This is a genomic window from Pseudomonas sp. GM18, from assembly GCF_000282195.1.
Taxonomy (GTDB): Bacteria; Pseudomonadota; Gammaproteobacteria; order Pseudomonadales; family Pseudomonadaceae; genus Aquipseudomonas.
Window position 1 is genome coordinate 20,460 of sequence record NZ_AKJT01000132.1, and the last position, 15,257, is coordinate 35,716.

A 15,257-nucleotide genomic window follows, 5' to 3' on the forward strand; every position below is an offset into this window, starting at 1 on the left:
AAATTCCGTTGAGAATAGCTCTAAAATCTAACTATGGAGCGAATCCGCATCGGCTTCGCCCATGCCAATCAACCTGTGCCGAAAATAGGTCAACTCAGGAGCATTCCGCTGTGCACGATCCTTCAGGTCGAATTGGTGTACACGAGCGATGTGAGAGAGGTGGCCGGTGAAGCCGACCACAATCGCCCTTGGCTTTGAGACGGCGAGCGGTGCACAGAGTGATAGCTGACTGTCCACTTCTGGCCGATAGCTGCCCGCTACGAAGCACAGCTATCGGCCCAAGATCCAAAACGCGGTCAGCACAACGACTTCTGGTAATAGAGCCGGGTATGTCCCGGTGGATAGTCTGCCAGGCGTCCGAATTCGGAGTAACCAAGTTTTTGATAAAAACCGGGAGCCTGAAAGCTGAAGGTCTCCAGCCAGATACCAATGCAGTGTTTTTTCTGCGCAACTTCTTCAGCCATGCGCATTAGCCGTTCTCCGATACCCTGACCACGCATTGACTCGGGAACGCTGACAAGATCGATGAGTAGCCATCGATAAGAGACCTTGCCGTACAGCCCACCAATAACTTCGTTACTGTCAGCGTCTCGTAGCAACAGAGCAAAAGCTTCATAGGCGTCGTCCCCACCGTTGGCCAGGTTATGGGCCAGCAGTGGGGTCAAAATGCCTAGTCGCTCTGCTTCAGTCGCATTTTCCAAAAGCTGGATTTCTACAGACATGGCGCTCTCCCTGAGCAGTGAGTAACTGGGTCAACAAAGTATGATTCTTAAGTTCTGCGCGTGGAGCAATACTCCACAATGAGTTGAGTGACCGCTGCCACAATCGCCTGATCCGCTTCAGGAGCGCTAAACAACCGAAACTGCGCATCCGGCAAGTCCGGCAACCCTTGTTCTGCGCCAAGAACCGCCAGTCCTTGACCCAACTGACTGACTGGCATGGGCGCTACTGCGAAGCCAGCAAGCGCCGCTGCTCGCAATCCGGCCGTGCTGCTGCACAACATCGCCGTTCGTTGGGCGATCCCCGCCCGAGCCAGCTGCGTCAGGGCCACTTCGCGATAAGGGCATGGCTCGGGGAACAGGGCCAGCGGCAACGGCGTCGGCAACTGGGTGACGGGTTGCGCCGACCAGGCCCACACCAGCGGTTCTTGCCACAGCAGCAGCCCCGCGTCGCTGGTTTCGCACAGAGAACCGATGACCAGTTCCAGATGCCCTTGCTTCATCAAGGCCAGCAACGTGCCCGGAATGCCCACTTGCACGTCGATCTCCATCCCCGGGTACTGCGCCGCGAAATCCTGAAAAATCCGCATTAATCGCGATTCGACAAAGTCTTCGGATACCCCGATCCGCAGTCGCCCGTGAAACGGCGTGCGTGTCAGTTCTGCCCAGGCATCACGGTTCAGCGCGAGGATCGTGCGCGCAAAAGCCACCAGGCGTTCGCCATCGGGCGTCAGTTGCTGGGAACGGGTGGTACGCCTCAGCAGGGGTTTACCAATCTGTTCTTCCAGTCGCCGCACGTGCCCACTGACCGCGGATTGGGTCAGGTGCAGCTTCTCGGCTGCACGGCTGAAGCCTTCTTCATCGACGACCGTGACAAATGTCTTGAGCAGCAGAGCATCGAACATAGTTTGATATGTGATTAATAGCTGATTTATTTGCGATTTATATTCTAAATAAGACTATGTTGCAATGTTCGCCGCCCCCATCTCCCACTACCCGAGGCGTGCCATGATTACTCTTCTGCATATCGAATGTTCCCCGCGCAAACAGCGCTCGGCCTCCCTTGAAGTCGCCCGCAGCTTCATTGCGCGCTACCAGGAAAACACCCCGGACACCGAAATCATCACCCTCGACCTTTGGAACATGGCGTTGCCGGAGTTCAATGATCAGGCCATGGAGGCCAAATACGCCGGGCTCAATGGCACGCCCTTGACTCCGGTACAACAAGACGCCTGGAACACCTTGAAAGATCTGGCCGCGCACCTGCACAGCGCGGATGTGCTGGTGATGTCTGTACCACTGTGGAATTTCAGCATCCCGTACAAGCTCAAGCACTTCATCGACCTGGTGTCGCAGAAAGACATCCTGTTCAGCTTCGACCCCGAGCGCGGTCTGGAAGGCATGCTGCACAACAAAACCGCCGTGGTGATGTACGCCCGCGGCCTGGATTTTTCGGCGCAGTCGATCACCCCGGCAGAGCGCTTCGACTTCCAGAAGCCCTACGTCGAAGCCTGGCTGAAATTTATCGGCGTGACGGATGTGCATTCGGTGATTGTGGAGAAAACCATCCTGGGGGAAGACGTTGACCTCAGCGCGCGTGAGGCCGCGACTCAGCAGGCCAGGGGATTGGCAGATAGCCTTGGTCGCTGACGCTTCCACTGCACCGTAGGTTATTCAACGCCCAATGGGATATTCAAACCCTGCTTCACGGTGCTCATCGAAACAAGGGTTTTGAATCGTTTGACGTTGTTGTTCTCAAAGAACAGCTCGCGGGTCAGGTCGGTGTACTGCTGCATGCTCCTGACCGCGAGGATCAGCACAAAGTCCCACTCGCCCGCGACGTAGTAGCACTGCTGCACTTGAGGGCACGCGGCAAAGCTTTGCTTCATGGCATCCAGTAAATCTATCCGCTCGCTCTCGACCTCGACCTCAGCAATGATCGTCAGCGGATGCCCCATGGCCGCTGGCTCGATCACCGCGATGGTCTTCTTGATAACGCCCTCGTCATGCAGGCGTTTCAGACGGCGGTTGACTGCCGCGGAAGACAACGAAACCCGCTTGCCCAGCTCAATCTGAGAGAGCGTTGCATCTTGCTGTATTTCAATCAGCAACTTGATGTCGAACTCGTCGAGCGTCATTTCTGCATCCCGGTAATTTTATTTCGATAAATCGCCAAAATTTGCAATAGAAGTGCGTATACGCTACGAAATTGTCAATTTTTGGAGCATCTCATTGAATTAATATTTACGAAAGCCCGCCAAGGGTATCCCGCCTCACGGAGAAGTTTGATGAGTGTTGCAAGCGCCAATCTCGGATTGAACCTGGACGGGCCAAAGCTCCTGGAGCAACTCGCGACCCTGGGCCAAATCGGTGTCGACCTCAAGGACGGAGGGCGTACCCGAATTGCACTGACTGATGCCGAGAGGGAGGGCCGTGATCAGCTTGTCTGCTGGATGAATGAGTTGAGCCTGGACGTCAAAGTCGATCGCATCGGCAATGTGTTTGGAACCCTCCGGTCAAGCACCGATGACGGCACGGAGGCGCCTTTCATGATGGGCTCGCACATCGACACCGTGACAAACGCCGGCGCTTTGGACGGGTGTTATGGGGTTCTCGCGGGGCTCGCCGTCATGCGTGCTTTCCGTGCTGCTGGCGTAACGCCTGAGCGCTCAATCACGGTCGGCGCGTTCACCAATGAAGAGGGTGTGCGTTATCAGCCGGACATGATGGGCTCGCTGGTTTTTGCCGGTGGCATGAGTGTCGACGAAGCGCTCAATACCCTGGGGACGGACGGAACCCGTCTTGGCGATGAGCTCTCTCGTATTGGTTACGCCGGGGATTTGGAACCAGGCGCGCTGATACCGCACGAATATGTGGAGCTGCATATCGAGCAGGGGCCGATCCTGGAAGCCGAGTCAACGCTGATCGGCGTGGTCGAAAATCTCCAGGGGATTTCGTGGCAGCAGGTGACGATTCAGGGCAACGCAAACCACGCGGGCACTACACCCACTCATTTGCGTCACGATGCCGGTTATTGCGCAAGCGCGGTGGTGAATCACTTGCGTGAGATCGCCACTGATTCAGGTGGTACTACCTTGGCGACCGTTGGCTGCATGCAATTTGAACCCAATGTGATTAACGTCATTCCTCGCAAATCGACGTTTACGGTCGACCTGCGTGATCCCGACGAGGCCCGTTTGCAAGCGGCTGAGACACGCTTGTCCCGATTCCTCACCAACATCGCAGAGCGTGAGGGCGTACGGGTTTCTACCGAGCAGCTGGTGAGATTTCAGCCGGTCGTGTTCGATCCCGAATTGGCGCAGGTCATCGAAGACAGCGCCAAGCGTTTCGGCTTCACCCACCGACGCATGACTTCCGGGGCGGGGCACGATGCTCAGATGATCGCGCGCGTTGCGCCATCCGCGATGATCTTTGTGCCAAGCAAGGGCGGCATCAGCCATAACCCTCGGGAGCACACCGATGATGATCAACTGATCAAGGGCGCTCAGGTGCTGCTGGACGTGGTTGCTCGACGACTCGCTACAACCCGATAGCTTTCCCGCTGCAACACACGGCGCCTGGGTTTCAAGACCCGGCGGTGGTATCTCTTTGCCTGACATTGGAGGTTTTATGCTTTTTTCCAACCCGCACGCCACACGCGAAGCGTATCCAGAGTCACTTCAACACATCATGTGCATCAAGCAGGCTGACGAGAGTCGTCGCTGGCTTTCGACATGGAATCAGCTCAGCGCTACAGCGACGCCGCTGTGGGATCTTGTTGATTTGGCGAAGCAGCTTAATGTCGGGCAAATCTGCGTGAAAGATGAGTCGGTTCGCTCACCGCTGGGTAGCTTCAAGGCGCTGGGGGCGCCGATTGCCCTGGTGCGGTTGATTTTGCGATTGTTCCCGCAAAAGAACTTTAATCCTCAGGCGTTGCTCGCGGGTGAGTACCGGGACCAGCTCGGTTCCTTTACGGCGATCAGTGCAACCGACGGTAACCATGGACGTGCACTGGCGGCTGCGGCACAAAGCGTTGGCTGCCGGTGCGTTATCGTCCTTCACGCCAACGTGAGTGTTGAGCGCGAGCAAGCCATTGCCGCGTATGGTGCAGAGATTGTCCGCATTACTGGCAACTACGACGAGTCGGTTGAACGTGCCGCGACGTTGGCCAGAGAGAACCAGTGGCACGTTGTCTCCGATACCTCGTACGAAGGCTACGAAGTCATCCCGCGCGATGTTATGCAAGGCTACGGCACGATCGCCGCCGAAATCATCGAGGTGTCAGAAACGTCGCGGCACGCAGGGCATCCGTTCACGCACCTCTTTGTGCAAGGCGGAGTAGGGGGCCTGGCAGCAGGTTTGGTCAGTTACTTCTGGGAGCGCTATGGCGCCGATCGCCCGATCGTGGTGATGGTTGAGCCGGTCCAGGCCGATTGCCTTTATCAAAGCGCGCTGAAGGGGCGGGCTGCCCATGCGACTGGCTCCGTGGATTCCGTCATGGCAGGTTTGGCCTGTGGCGAAACGTCACCGCTTGCATGGAAATTCCTGAGTGAGAGCGTTGACCATTTCATGCTCATCAATGACAGCGATGCGGTAGGTGCAATGCGGCTGCTCGCTGCGGGCTCGGGTAATGATGTTCCTGTTGTCGGAGGAGAATCCGGCGTCGCCGGGCTCGCTGGTTTGATCAATCTCGTGGGTGTTCCTGCCCATGCCGAAAAGGTCGGCCTGAACAAGAACTCGAGAGTGCTCGTCATCAACACCGAGGGGGCTACCGCGCCATCTGTTTATGAAGAGCTGGTCGGCGAGTCGGCTGAGTCAGTGCAACAGCGCCAGCAGGCCTGGTTGCGAATCCATAAGCCTTGCTAGCTCCTGGCACGGGTAAAAAACTCAGCGCTGTTTAGATCGATTATTTCTTTCGGTTCTTTATATAGCGCTGGGTCGAATATCCATAACCGATAAAACCATGTCTTCGCTTTGATTTTGTATGCGATCAATACCATAGGGGCGCTATAGCAGACAGCGGCGCCCCCGCCACGGCACTAAAGCGGTTTAAACATCAGATTCTGCTGCTCGGCCATCATCTTGTCGTCCCTACGCCAGTCCTTAGAATCCGTCTCCATCAGCTTCGTCCAACTATCGAATCGCTTAGGGAGTTACACCATGATGAACGCCATGCAGATGCCAATGCCGATGATGAACGCCAACATGCCGATGATGCCTATGATGGGCATGCCGATGATGATGGCGACCATGAGCTGCGAAATGATGGGCGACGGCATGATGTGCAAAATGATGCCAGCCGCTGGCATGGACATGGCGATGTTCAAGAACAGCGCTGAAATGATGCAGATGATGATGAACTGCGGCATGCCGATGATGATGCACTGCGGCAACATGAGCATGATGTGCATGTCCCAGGTGAGCATGGCCATGCCGATGATGAACATGATGATGCCGATGATGGGCATGCCGATGCCGTCGATGAAGTGCGTGATGGAATGCACCATGATGGCCGACGGCATGATGTGCAAAATCATGCCGATGGCCGGCATGAACATGGACATGATGAAAAGCTGCTGCGCCCTGATGATGAAAATGATGAACGATTGCAGCATGCCGATGATGATGAGCTGCAACGGCATGCCAATGATGTGCTGCACCTGCTGATCCCTGGCAGCAGACATTAAAAAGCCCCCGCGACCTTAGGGTTGCGGGGGCTTTTTCATTCCGGCAGACACCGAGGATTCCCTGTGGAAGCGGGCTTCTTTAGTCCAGGCGTTCCGGGTAGGTCACCACCAGATAAGCCACTGCCTCACTGTCGGCAGGGTTGCGATAGCGGTGGGGCTGGTCGGCGTAGAACAGGATCGAGTCGCCGGTGGACAGCAGGTAGCGTTCATCGTTGACGCTGATTTCCAGTACGCCCTGTGACACCACCAGGTTCTCCTGCACTCCCGGGCCATGCCCCTCGGAGTGGTCTTCGCCCAACGGGCTCAAACGCAGTTCGTAAAATTCCGATTGGCGTGCCACGTCGAACGGAAACAGCGCGCGGCTGACGAAGGCGCCACTGGCGCTGACCAGGCGTTTGCTCTGGTTCGCCGACAGCACGGCCACACCTTCGAAAGCCCGGTGCTCGAGAAACGCTGCCACCGAAACCTTCAAGCCTTTGGCAATTTTGCACAGCACTTTGATCGACGGCACGCTGCGTCCGGATTCGATCTGCGCCAGCATCGCCCGACTCACACCGCATTGCCGGGCCAGGGCATCGAGGGACAGATGACGCTTGCCCCGCAGGCGTTGCAGGTTCTGTGCGACCCGCTCGCAGATCGGATCTTCTTCCAGTGGTTCGAGGTTATTCAAGTCCGTCACGGGTTCGCCTGCGCTCACCAGAAAGCGCGAGGGTTGCTGCGCGTTCATGCGTGACGGGTCTCGGTCGACTGGGCGGCCTGGATCCACTGAAAGCCCTGCAGGCCGGCGTTGCGTGCATACATTTCCCACATGGCCCGTGCCCGTTGCTGAGCCTGTTTGCGTTTGCGGTAGCTGGCGAAGTCGATGAGGTTGTCAGTCGGATTCATGGGGCACTTCACTGTGGTGATGAATGACGGGATGGGCTGAGAGTACGCGGATATGTTTATAACGATAAATACTGATTTTGTATTTATTAATGCTCTTTTGTTCTTATGAGCGGCCGCGTCAAAGTCCCCGGCTGCTCCTGATCAACTCATAGGCCCGACGCACCAGCGGGTTCACGGTGTTGGGCCGGATCCACAAGTGGTAGGTCACGTCCGGCAGCCGTGGCAGGCCATCGTTTTCGCCGAGCACGCGCATGTCCGGGCCGAGCATTTCCATGCTTCTGGGCGTGACACCCAGCCCGGCACGCGTCGCGGCCTTGATGCCGATCAGGTTCGACGCCAGATACGCCTGGCGCCATGGAATATTCGCGCGCTCCAGCGCCTCCAGGGCGTAGCGACGATAGATACTTGGTTCATCCACCAGAATCAGCGGCAAGGGTTCTTCCGGCGTATGAATGTACTGTGCCGAGCAGATCCACCACACCGGTGAGGTACGCAAGGCGAAGCCTTCGAGGCTCGGGTCTTCGCGGGTGGAAATCACCATGTCGACCTTGCCCCGGTGCAGGTCATCCATCAGAAACGGGCTGCGGCCGACATCGATCTCCAGGCGCAAGCGCGGGGCCGAGCGGGCGATGTGGCTGAGGATCGGCGGCAGGATGGTGTCGGCGATGTCATGGGGTGAGCCGATCCGCAGCACACCGCTCAAGTTGCTTTCGCGCAGGGAATTCAACGCATCGTCGTTGAGCGAGAGCATCTGCCGCGCATGACGCAACAGCTGCAAACCGGCTTCGGTCAGTTGCTTCTGACGCCCGCGCTTCTCGAACAGATTCACCCCCACTTGTTGTTCCAGGCGTTGCATGTGCTGGGTGACCGACGATTGCGTGCGGGCCAGTTGCGCGCCGGCCTCGGCGAAGCTGTGGTGATCGACCACGGCAATGAAGGTGCGCAGTAATTCGAGATCGAGGGTAGGTGAGGTCGACATGGCCATTTCCGGGGCTGTTTTTATATCAAGGCTGCAAACATAAACATTACAGTTGTTTATGTGTTTTTGGCGATATTTTAGTGTTCAGGTCGAGAGTGTCAGTAAATGCGGGCGTCGTGAAGATTGTTACTTAGAGAAAACACGGCAAGTTATAACGATATTAGATATTTGAATTTCCGTTACTTCAGAACTGTACCTAGGATGCCGCCTCATCAGGTCGGGGAACGCCGATCATTCATGAGGGGAAATCCATGTTGCTTGAGCGCTCACCTGTAAAACGCTGGTTGCCTGTAATGCTGGGCGCCTTGATCTCATTGGCCGCCAGTGCCGGGGCTCAGGCGGATGCCACCCTGGACAAGATCCAGCAACGCCATGTGCTGACGGTGGGGGTCGTACTGTCCGGCGGCCCCTTCGGCAGTATCGATCCGGGTACTCAGAAACCACGGGGCTTGAATGTCGACCTCGCTCAGGAACTGGGCCGGCAGTTGGGCGCCGAGGTGCAACTGGAGCCGGTATTGCCGGCCAACCGCGTGCAGTTTTTGCAGCAGGGCAAAGTGGATTTGCTGATCGCCAACATGGAATGGACCGCCGAGCGCGGTGAGATCCTCGGTTTTGTGCCGACGCCGTTCTACCGTGTCGGCGGTACCGCGGCGCTGCTCAAGGACAGCAAAATCGCCCGCTGGGAAGACCTCAAAGGTCAGCCCGTCTGCACCTCCCAGGGCAGCAGCTACATCAAGCCGCTCACCGAGTTGGGCGTCGAGATCAAGGCGTTCAAGAGCTCGTCGGAATCCTTGCTCGCGCTGCGTGGCAACAACTGCGTCGCGGCAGTGCATGACGCCACGCTGATCAACCCGTTGATCGCCGACAACGCCGAATGGCAGGGCTATCGCGCGCTGAGTCCGGAACTCAACCCGGCCCCTTCGGTGATCTGGACCCGACCTGGCGAACGCGATACCCAGGCCCGGCTCGACCCCATCGTCAAGGAACTGCACCGCAGCGGCTGGCTGATCGACGCCCAGACCCGCAACCGCATCACGCCCGCGTCACCGGCCCTGGTGGAATTGCAGAAACAGTTCCAGGCCAACGGCGCCTGAGCGGTTCACCTCATCGTTTTCAATAGACCGCCGACGGATTCGGCGGTCGTTCAAGGTAGTCGTGCATGAACCGATATTTTTCCGCTAGAAGCCTGGCCACGCTGTGCCTGGCAGGATGCGCCGTGCTGGGCGCCAGCCTCGCTCAGGCCGATGCCACGCTGGACAAGATCGAACAACGCCACGCAATCAGCGTCGGGGTGATGCTCAGTGGTCCGCCGTTCGGCACCCTCGACCCCAAGACCGGCGAACACCTGGGGTACAACGTCGAACTGGCCAAGGGCATCGCCAAGGCGCTGGGTGTCGAGGCCCAGACTGTTTCGGTGCTGGCACCCAACCGGGTGCAGTTCCTGCAACAGGGCAAGGTCGACATCCTGATCGCCAATATGCAGTTCACCGAAGAACGCGCCGAGATTCTCGATTACGTGCCCACGCCCTATGAAGAAGTCGGCGGCGCCGCGTTGATTCGCAAGGGTGCGGGCATCACCCAGTGGAGCGACCTCAAGGACAAGCCGGTGTGCGTGTCCCAGGGCAGCAACTTCATCAAGCCATTGCAGGAAACCTACGGTGCGCAAATCAAGGCGTTCCGCAGCCAGTCCGAATCGCTGTTGTCGCTGCGCGGCAATGGTTGCGTGGCGGCGGTGCATGTCAGCCCGACCATGCATACCTTGTTGAGCGATGCCGAGTGGGCCGGGTATGAAATCCCGCTGCCGGGGGATTTGATCCCGTCGAATTCGGTGATCTGGATACGCAAGGGTGAGCATGATACCCAAGCGAAACTGGATGCCATCGTGCGCGACTGGCACCGCAGCGGCTGGCTGATCGAACTGGGCGAACGCACCGGCATGGCACCGTCGCAAGCCTTGCGTGACCTGCACGAGCAATACCGCAACGCGGCACCGCTGGCAGTGCGGTCATGAGTCGACCGTTGTTCGTGGCCTTGCAGCAACTGCTCGGCGCCCGTCATGTGCAGACCAGCGAAGAGGCCGCGCCGTACCTGACCGACAAGCAGGGCCGTTACGTGGGGCAGGTGATTGCCGCCGTGCATCCGGCAAGCACCGAAGAAGTCGCGGCGGTGGTTCGTGCGTGCGTGGCCTGCGATACGCCGGTGGTGGTGCAGGGCGGCAACACCGGGCTGATGGGCGGCGCGACCCCGGACGCCAGTGGCCGCGCGGTGTTGCTACTGCTCGACCGGATGAACCGCGTGCGGGCGGTGGACACCGACAACGACACCCTGACCGTCGAGGCCGGCTGCATTCTGCACACTATTCAGGACGTTGCCCGCGATGCCGGGCGCCTGTTTCCGCTGAGCCTGGGCGCCGAAGGCAGCTGCACGATTGGCGGCAATCTGGGCACCAATGCCGGTGGCACGGCGGTGCTGCGTTATGGCAATACCCGCGAATTGACCCTCGGTCTGGAAGTGGTCACCGCCCAGGGTGAAATCTGGAATGGCCTGCGCGGTTTGCGCAAGGACAACACCGGCTACGACTTGCGCGACCTGTTCATCGGCAGCGAAGGCACCCTCGGCATTATCACCGCCGCCACCCTGAAACTGTTCCCGTTGCCCAAGGCCCAGGCCACGGCGTTGCTGGCCTTCGGCTCGCTGGCCCAGGCAGTGACATTCCTGTCCCATGCCCGCGCCGGTTTCGGTGCCAGCCTCACCGCGTTCGAACTGCTCAGTGCCGAGTGCCTGACGTTGCTGCGCGAGCAATTTCCCGAAGGCCCGCAACCCTTTCCCGGTGCCAGCCAGCCTTGGTTCGCACTGTTGGAATTGTCCGATAACCACAGCGAAAGCCATGCCCGCGAAGCGTTTGAACAGGTTCTGGGCGAGGCCTTCGAGCAGAACCTGCTGGCCGATGCGCTGATCGCCGAAAGCCTCGCCCAGAGCCAGGCGTTTTGGCTGTTGCGCGAGAACATGAGCGAGGCGCAGAAGCGTGCCGGTCGCAACATGAAGCACGACATCTCGGTGCCGATTTCCCAGGTCGTGGCATTTGTCGCCCATACCGATGCGCTGTTGCAGCGCCATTTCCCCGGTGTGCGGCATTACACCTTCGGCCATCTGGGCGACGGTAACCTGCATTACAACGTCGCCCATCCGCACAACTCAACGGTCGAGGCACACATGGCCCATTACGCAGCACTCAGCCAACTGGTGCACGACAGCGCCCACGCTCACGGCGGCTCCATCAGCGCCGAACACGGTGTCGGCCAGCGCAAACGGGGCATGCTCGGGCGCTACAAAAGCCCGGTGGAACTCGACCTGATGCGCCGGATCAAGCAAGCGCTGGACCCGAACAATCTGCTGAACCCCGGCAAGGTGTTGGAGGGGATTGGGTCATGACTTTTCGCCTGTCCAAACGCGTACAGCGCGTCTCGCTGTCGGCCAATGCCGCCGCGAAATCTCAAGCCACGGCATTGCGCGAGGCCGGTCGCGACATCCTCGACCTGACCACCGGCGAACCGGATTTCGACACCCCGGAGCACATCAAGCAGGCCGCTTATGCCGCCATCGCCGCCGGTGCCACCAAGTACACGCCGACACCGGGCGTGAAGGCCTTGCGCATCGCGGTGCAACGCAAACTCCAGCAGGAAAACCAGCTGGACTATCCGCTGGAATCGATCGTGATTGCCAACGGTGCCAAACAGATCATCTTCAATGCCTTCGCCGCCACCCTCGACGACGGCGATCAGGTGCTGGTGCCAACGCCGTACTGGCCGTCGTTCCCCGACAGCGTGCGCTTCAATGGCGGCGAGCCGGTGTTTATCGAATGTGGATTGGAGCAAGGCTGCAAGCTGACGGCCGAACGATTGGAGCAACGGATTGGCGAACGGACTCGCTGGCTGATCCTCAACGGCCCCGGCAACCCCAGCGGCGCGGTGTACAGCACGGCCGAGCTGCGCGCCCTGGCCGAGGTGTTGCGGCGCCATCCCCACGTGCTGATTCTGCTGGATGAGCTCTACGAGCATATCCGTTTCGACGGTTTGCCTGCCCAGAGCCTGCTCAACGTTGCGCCGGATTTGCAGGCGCGCTGCCTGCTGGTGGGCGGCGTGTCCAAGACCTACGCCATGACCGGTTGGCGCATCGGTTTCGGCGCCGGGCCACAAGCGCTGACCCAGGCCATGACCGTGGTGCAATCGCAATCCGCCTCGGGCGCTTCCTCGGTCGGACAAGCCGCCGCGTTGGCCGCATTCGAAGGTGGACTGGATTTCTTGCGGTCGCAGGTCGCGGCCTATCAGCAGCGCCGGGATTCACTGGTCAGCGCCTTACGCGAAGTGGACGGTCTTGAAGTGCTCGAACCTCAAGGTGGTTTCTTCGTGTTTGTGCGCTGCGCCGGGTTGTTGGGGCGCTATCGCCCGGACGGTCTACGTCTGCAAAGCGATGCCGACGTCGTCGCGTATTTGCTGGAAGAGGGCGTGGCCGGCGTGGCGGGCAGCGCTTATGGCTTGTCGCCGTGGTTTCGCCTGTCCATTGCCACGGCGACCGACACCGTAGTCGAAGCCGGACGCCGCATCGCTCAAGCCTGCAGGCAATTGCGGGGCGAACCATGAGTCATTTGTTGGAACTATTCGTCCACTGGGCCGCCGGGTTCGGCCTGAACTACGGATTTCTGCTGGACGCTTATCAGCGCGGAACCCTGGAGCAGGGCGCGCTGACCACGGTGCTGCTGTGCCTGTTCACCATCGTTGGCAGCCTGCTGGCGGGTGTCGGTTTGGCGGCAATGTTGACCTCGGGCAAACCCTGGCTGGCAAAACCTGCGCGGGTGTTTGTCGAAGTCACCCGCAACACGCCGACGCTGGTGCAGCTGTATTGCGCATTTCTGGTGCTGAACATGCTGCTGACCCAGGCCGTCGGCACGGCCAACCCGCTGACGCCGTTTGCCTGGGTGGTGATCGTGATTTCGCTGCACAAGGGCGCGTTCCATGCCGAAGCCTTGCGCGCCGGCATCGAAGCCGTGCCGGCGGTGACGATGGAGGCGGCCAGTTCGCTGGCGTTCAGCAGCCGCCAGTTGCTGTGGAATGTACAACTGCCGCTGGCCTTGCGGTTTGCCTTGCCGTCGCTGATCAACAACCTGATCGACCTGGTAAAAATGACCGCCGTCGCCTCGGCCATCGCCGTCGGCGATATCACCTACGCAGCGATCATGATCTGGACCCAGAGCGATAACGTGTTGGAGCTGATGATTTTGATCCTGACGTTTTTCGGCCTGCTGAGTTTTACCGTCAATTGTGTGGGGCGCCTGCTCGAAGCGCGCCTGAGGATGCCCGGCTATGGCCATTGAATCGTCCGTCACCGCGCCGTTGGCCTGGCCGCGTCGGCATGTCGGCAAGTTGCTGCTGTTGGCGGGGGCCGTGCTCTGGCTGGTGTATTTCGCGCCGCACAGCCCGGTACTCAAGGCTTTGCTGCAATGGTCGCCGGCCTTGGTCGTCGGGTTTGGCCAGAACATTCTGATCAGTCTGGTGGCGATCGGGCTGGGCTCGTTGCTGGGGTTGTTGGTCGGTGCCCTGGCGTTGTCGCCGTTGTGGCTGCTGCGCCTGCCGGCGCGGATTTGGGTGCAGATTTTTCGCAACGCGCCGTGGCTGGTGCTGATCTATTTCACCACCTATGTGTTCCCGTTCGAGATCCACATCGGCAGCACTTATGTCTCGTTCCCGGACTGGGTCAAGGTCACCCTCGGCCTGGCGTTGCCGGCGAGCGCCAACGTCGCCGAAATCTTCCGTGGCGCGGTCGGCTCGATTCCCAGCACCCAATGGGAAGCGGCGCGGTCCCTGGCCTTCACTCGCGGGCAGATTTTCCGTTCGATCATCCTGCCGCAGTGCTTCAAGCGCATGTTGCCGCCGTGGATGAACCTCTACGCGGTGATCACCATGGGCACCGCACTGGCGTCTTTGGTGGGCGTGCATGACGTGATCGACACCGCGCAAATCGCCAGCAACACGGTGAACCTCACCGGCTTCACCGTGGTGATTTACCTGAGCCTGCTGGTGCTGTTCTTTGCTTACTGCTACCCGATTTCCCGACTCACCCAACGCCTGGAGCGACGTTATGCCTTCTACTGAAACCGTCGCCGAGCCCCTGGTCAGCCTGCGCGATCTGCACCTGTCATTTGGCAGCAACCCGGTGCTCAAGGGCATCGACCTCGAGGTGCATCGCGGCCAGGCCGTGTCGATCATCGGCCCGTCCGGATCCGGCAAATCGACCATCCTGCGTTGTATCACCGGGCTGTTGCAGCCCCAGCGCGGGAGCATTCGCGTCGGTTCCACCGAGGTTCACACCCTGGCCCAGGAAGCCCAGCGCATCGAGTTGCGCAAGCGTGTGGGGTTTGTGTTCCAGCAGTACAACCTGTTCCCGCATTTGTCGGTGCTGGAGAACCTGGTGATCGCCCCGCGCAAAGTCCTGGGGCGCAATCGCGCCGAGGCCGAGAAAGACGCCCGCACCTTGCTGGCCAAGGTGCGCATGGAGCACAAGGCCGATGCTTATCCGGGGCAACTCTCCGGCGGTCAGCAACAGCGGGTGGCGATTGCCCGTGCGTTGGCGATGCGTCCGGAATTGATTCTGTTCGATGAGGTGACCTCGGCCCTCGACCCGGAAACCGTTGGCGAGGTGCTGACGGTGATTCGCGAGCTGACCGAAGAGGGCATGACCTGCGTGCTGGTGACCCACGAAATGCGCTTCGCCGAAGAGATCAGCGACATCGTCTACTTCACCGAAAACGGCGTGATCGTCGAGCACGGCAGTGCCGCGCAGATTTTCCAGCATCCCACCAGCGAGCGCACTCAAGCATTTTTGCGCCACGCCTTGGGCGATCCGGGACGCCGTCCCCGTGTCGCCAACGATCCGTATCTGTTGAGTAACCTGAGCCGCTACAGCCTGTCTGTCTAATACCGAGGAGTCTGT

The 15,257-nt window shown here is 59.5% G+C and carries 17 protein-coding genes; 11 read left to right on the forward strand and 6 right to left on the reverse strand.

Annotation, left to right across the window (positions count from 1 at the left end; translation table 11 throughout):
- Nucleotides 1-296 precede the first annotated feature (296 nt).
- Together PMI21_RS00535 and PMI21_RS00530 are read right to left on the reverse strand one after the other, a co-directional pair.
- Nucleotides 297-722, reverse strand: coding sequence for a GNAT family N-acetyltransferase (locus PMI21_RS00535; RefSeq protein ID WP_007942095.1), 426 nt, complete (start codon nt 720-722; stop codon nt 297-299).
- Nucleotides 723-769: 47 nt separating this feature from the next.
- Entirely contained in the window at nt 770-1,624 is an 855-nt protein-coding gene (locus PMI21_RS00530; protein WP_007942097.1) for a LysR substrate-binding domain-containing protein, read from the reverse strand.
- A 103-nt stretch (nt 1,625-1,727) separates the two neighbouring features.
- On the opposite strand from PMI21_RS00530, the gene PMI21_RS00525 reads away from it, so the two are divergent.
- Complete coding sequence (locus PMI21_RS00525) at nt 1,728-2,369, forward strand: FMN-dependent NADH-azoreductase (RefSeq protein ID WP_007942098.1); 642 nt, start codon at nt 1,728-1,730, stop codon at nt 2,367-2,369.
- Between the two features lie 20 nt (nt 2,370-2,389).
- Here the strand turns inward: PMI21_RS00525 and PMI21_RS00520 are convergent, their stop codons facing one another.
- On the reverse strand, nt 2,390-2,857 hold the full coding sequence (locus PMI21_RS00520; RefSeq protein WP_007942099.1) for an Lrp/AsnC family transcriptional regulator: 468 nt from the start codon (nt 2,855-2,857) through the stop codon (nt 2,390-2,392).
- Nucleotides 2,858-3,007: 150 nt separating this feature from the next.
- Here PMI21_RS00520 and PMI21_RS00515 point away from each other — a divergent pair, with 150 nt between their 5' ends.
- The 3 genes from PMI21_RS00515 (at nt 3,008) to PMI21_RS29995 (ending at nt 6,386) form a co-directional block, all read left to right on the forward strand.
- The gene (locus PMI21_RS00515; protein ID WP_007942100.1) at nt 3,008-4,273 is read left to right on the forward strand and encodes a Zn-dependent hydrolase; all 1,266 of its coding nucleotides are present in this window, start codon (nt 3,008-3,010) and stop codon (nt 4,271-4,273) included.
- Between the two features lie 76 nt (nt 4,274-4,349).
- Nucleotides 4,350-5,585 carry a diaminopropionate ammonia-lyase gene (locus tag PMI21_RS00510; protein WP_007942101.1) on the forward strand — a complete coding sequence of 412 codons (1,236 nt, stop codon included), beginning with the start codon at nt 4,350-4,352 and terminating at the stop codon, nt 5,583-5,585.
- A gap of 294 nt (nt 5,586-5,879) precedes the next feature.
- Nucleotides 5,880-6,386 (forward strand): hypothetical protein, encoded by a 507-nt coding sequence (locus PMI21_RS29995; RefSeq protein WP_081499580.1) that lies wholly within the window; start codon nt 5,880-5,882, stop codon nt 6,384-6,386.
- Nucleotides 6,387-6,485: 99 nt separating this feature from the next.
- Here PMI21_RS29995 and PMI21_RS00500 read toward each other — a convergent pair whose 3' ends face one another.
- The 3 genes from PMI21_RS00500 to PMI21_RS00495 form a co-directional block, all read right to left on the reverse strand.
- Nucleotides 6,486-7,133, reverse strand: coding sequence for a helix-turn-helix domain-containing protein (locus PMI21_RS00500; protein WP_007942103.1), 648 nt, complete (start codon nt 7,131-7,133; stop codon nt 6,486-6,488).
- Nucleotides 7,130-7,291, reverse strand: coding sequence for a hypothetical protein (locus PMI21_RS29775; RefSeq protein ID WP_007942104.1), 162 nt, complete (start codon nt 7,289-7,291; stop codon nt 7,130-7,132). The genes PMI21_RS00500 and PMI21_RS29775 overlap by 4 nt, the downstream gene beginning before the upstream one ends.
- Before the next feature lie 118 nt (nt 7,292-7,409).
- Nucleotides 7,410-8,270, reverse strand: a complete 861-nt coding sequence (locus PMI21_RS00495; RefSeq protein ID WP_007942105.1) for a LysR substrate-binding domain-containing protein — start codon at nt 8,268-8,270, stop codon at nt 7,410-7,412.
- 251 nt (nt 8,271-8,521) lie between these two features.
- Here PMI21_RS00495 and PMI21_RS00490 point away from each other — a divergent pair, with 251 nt between their 5' ends.
- From PMI21_RS00490 to PMI21_RS00460, 7 genes are all read left to right on the forward strand, one after another.
- A complete protein-coding gene (locus tag PMI21_RS00490) occupies nt 8,522-9,364 on the forward strand; it encodes a transporter substrate-binding domain-containing protein (RefSeq protein WP_007942106.1) in 843 nt (280 codons plus the stop codon).
- A 65-nt stretch (nt 9,365-9,429) separates the two neighbouring features.
- Nucleotides 9,430-10,281 (forward strand): transporter substrate-binding domain-containing protein, encoded by an 852-nt coding sequence (locus PMI21_RS00485; RefSeq protein WP_033064287.1) that lies wholly within the window; start codon nt 9,430-9,432, stop codon nt 10,279-10,281.
- Nucleotides 10,278-11,702, forward strand: a complete 1,425-nt coding sequence (locus tag PMI21_RS00480) for an FAD-binding oxidoreductase (RefSeq protein WP_007942108.1) — start codon at nt 10,278-10,280, stop codon at nt 11,700-11,702. Before PMI21_RS00485 ends, PMI21_RS00480 begins: the two co-directional genes overlap by 4 nt.
- On the forward strand, nt 11,699-12,910 hold the full coding sequence (locus PMI21_RS00475; RefSeq protein ID WP_007942109.1) for an aminotransferase class I/II-fold pyridoxal phosphate-dependent enzyme: 1,212 nt from the start codon (nt 11,699-11,701) through the stop codon (nt 12,908-12,910). The genes PMI21_RS00480 and PMI21_RS00475 overlap by 4 nt, the downstream gene beginning before the upstream one ends.
- On the forward strand, nt 12,907-13,641 hold the full coding sequence (locus tag PMI21_RS00470) for an amino acid ABC transporter permease (protein WP_007942110.1): 735 nt from the start codon (nt 12,907-12,909) through the stop codon (nt 13,639-13,641). Before PMI21_RS00475 ends, PMI21_RS00470 begins: the two co-directional genes overlap by 4 nt.
- On the forward strand, nt 13,631-14,419 hold the full coding sequence (locus tag PMI21_RS00465) for an amino acid ABC transporter permease (RefSeq protein WP_007942111.1): 789 nt from the start codon (nt 13,631-13,633) through the stop codon (nt 14,417-14,419). The genes PMI21_RS00470 and PMI21_RS00465 overlap by 11 nt, the downstream gene beginning before the upstream one ends.
- Nucleotides 14,406-15,242: an amino acid ABC transporter ATP-binding protein gene (locus tag PMI21_RS00460; RefSeq protein ID WP_007942112.1), complete on the forward strand. Its 837-nt coding sequence runs from the start codon at nt 14,406-14,408 to the stop codon at nt 15,240-15,242. The genes PMI21_RS00465 and PMI21_RS00460 overlap by 14 nt, the downstream gene beginning before the upstream one ends.
- The last annotated feature ends 15 nt before the right edge of the window (nt 15,243-15,257 follow it).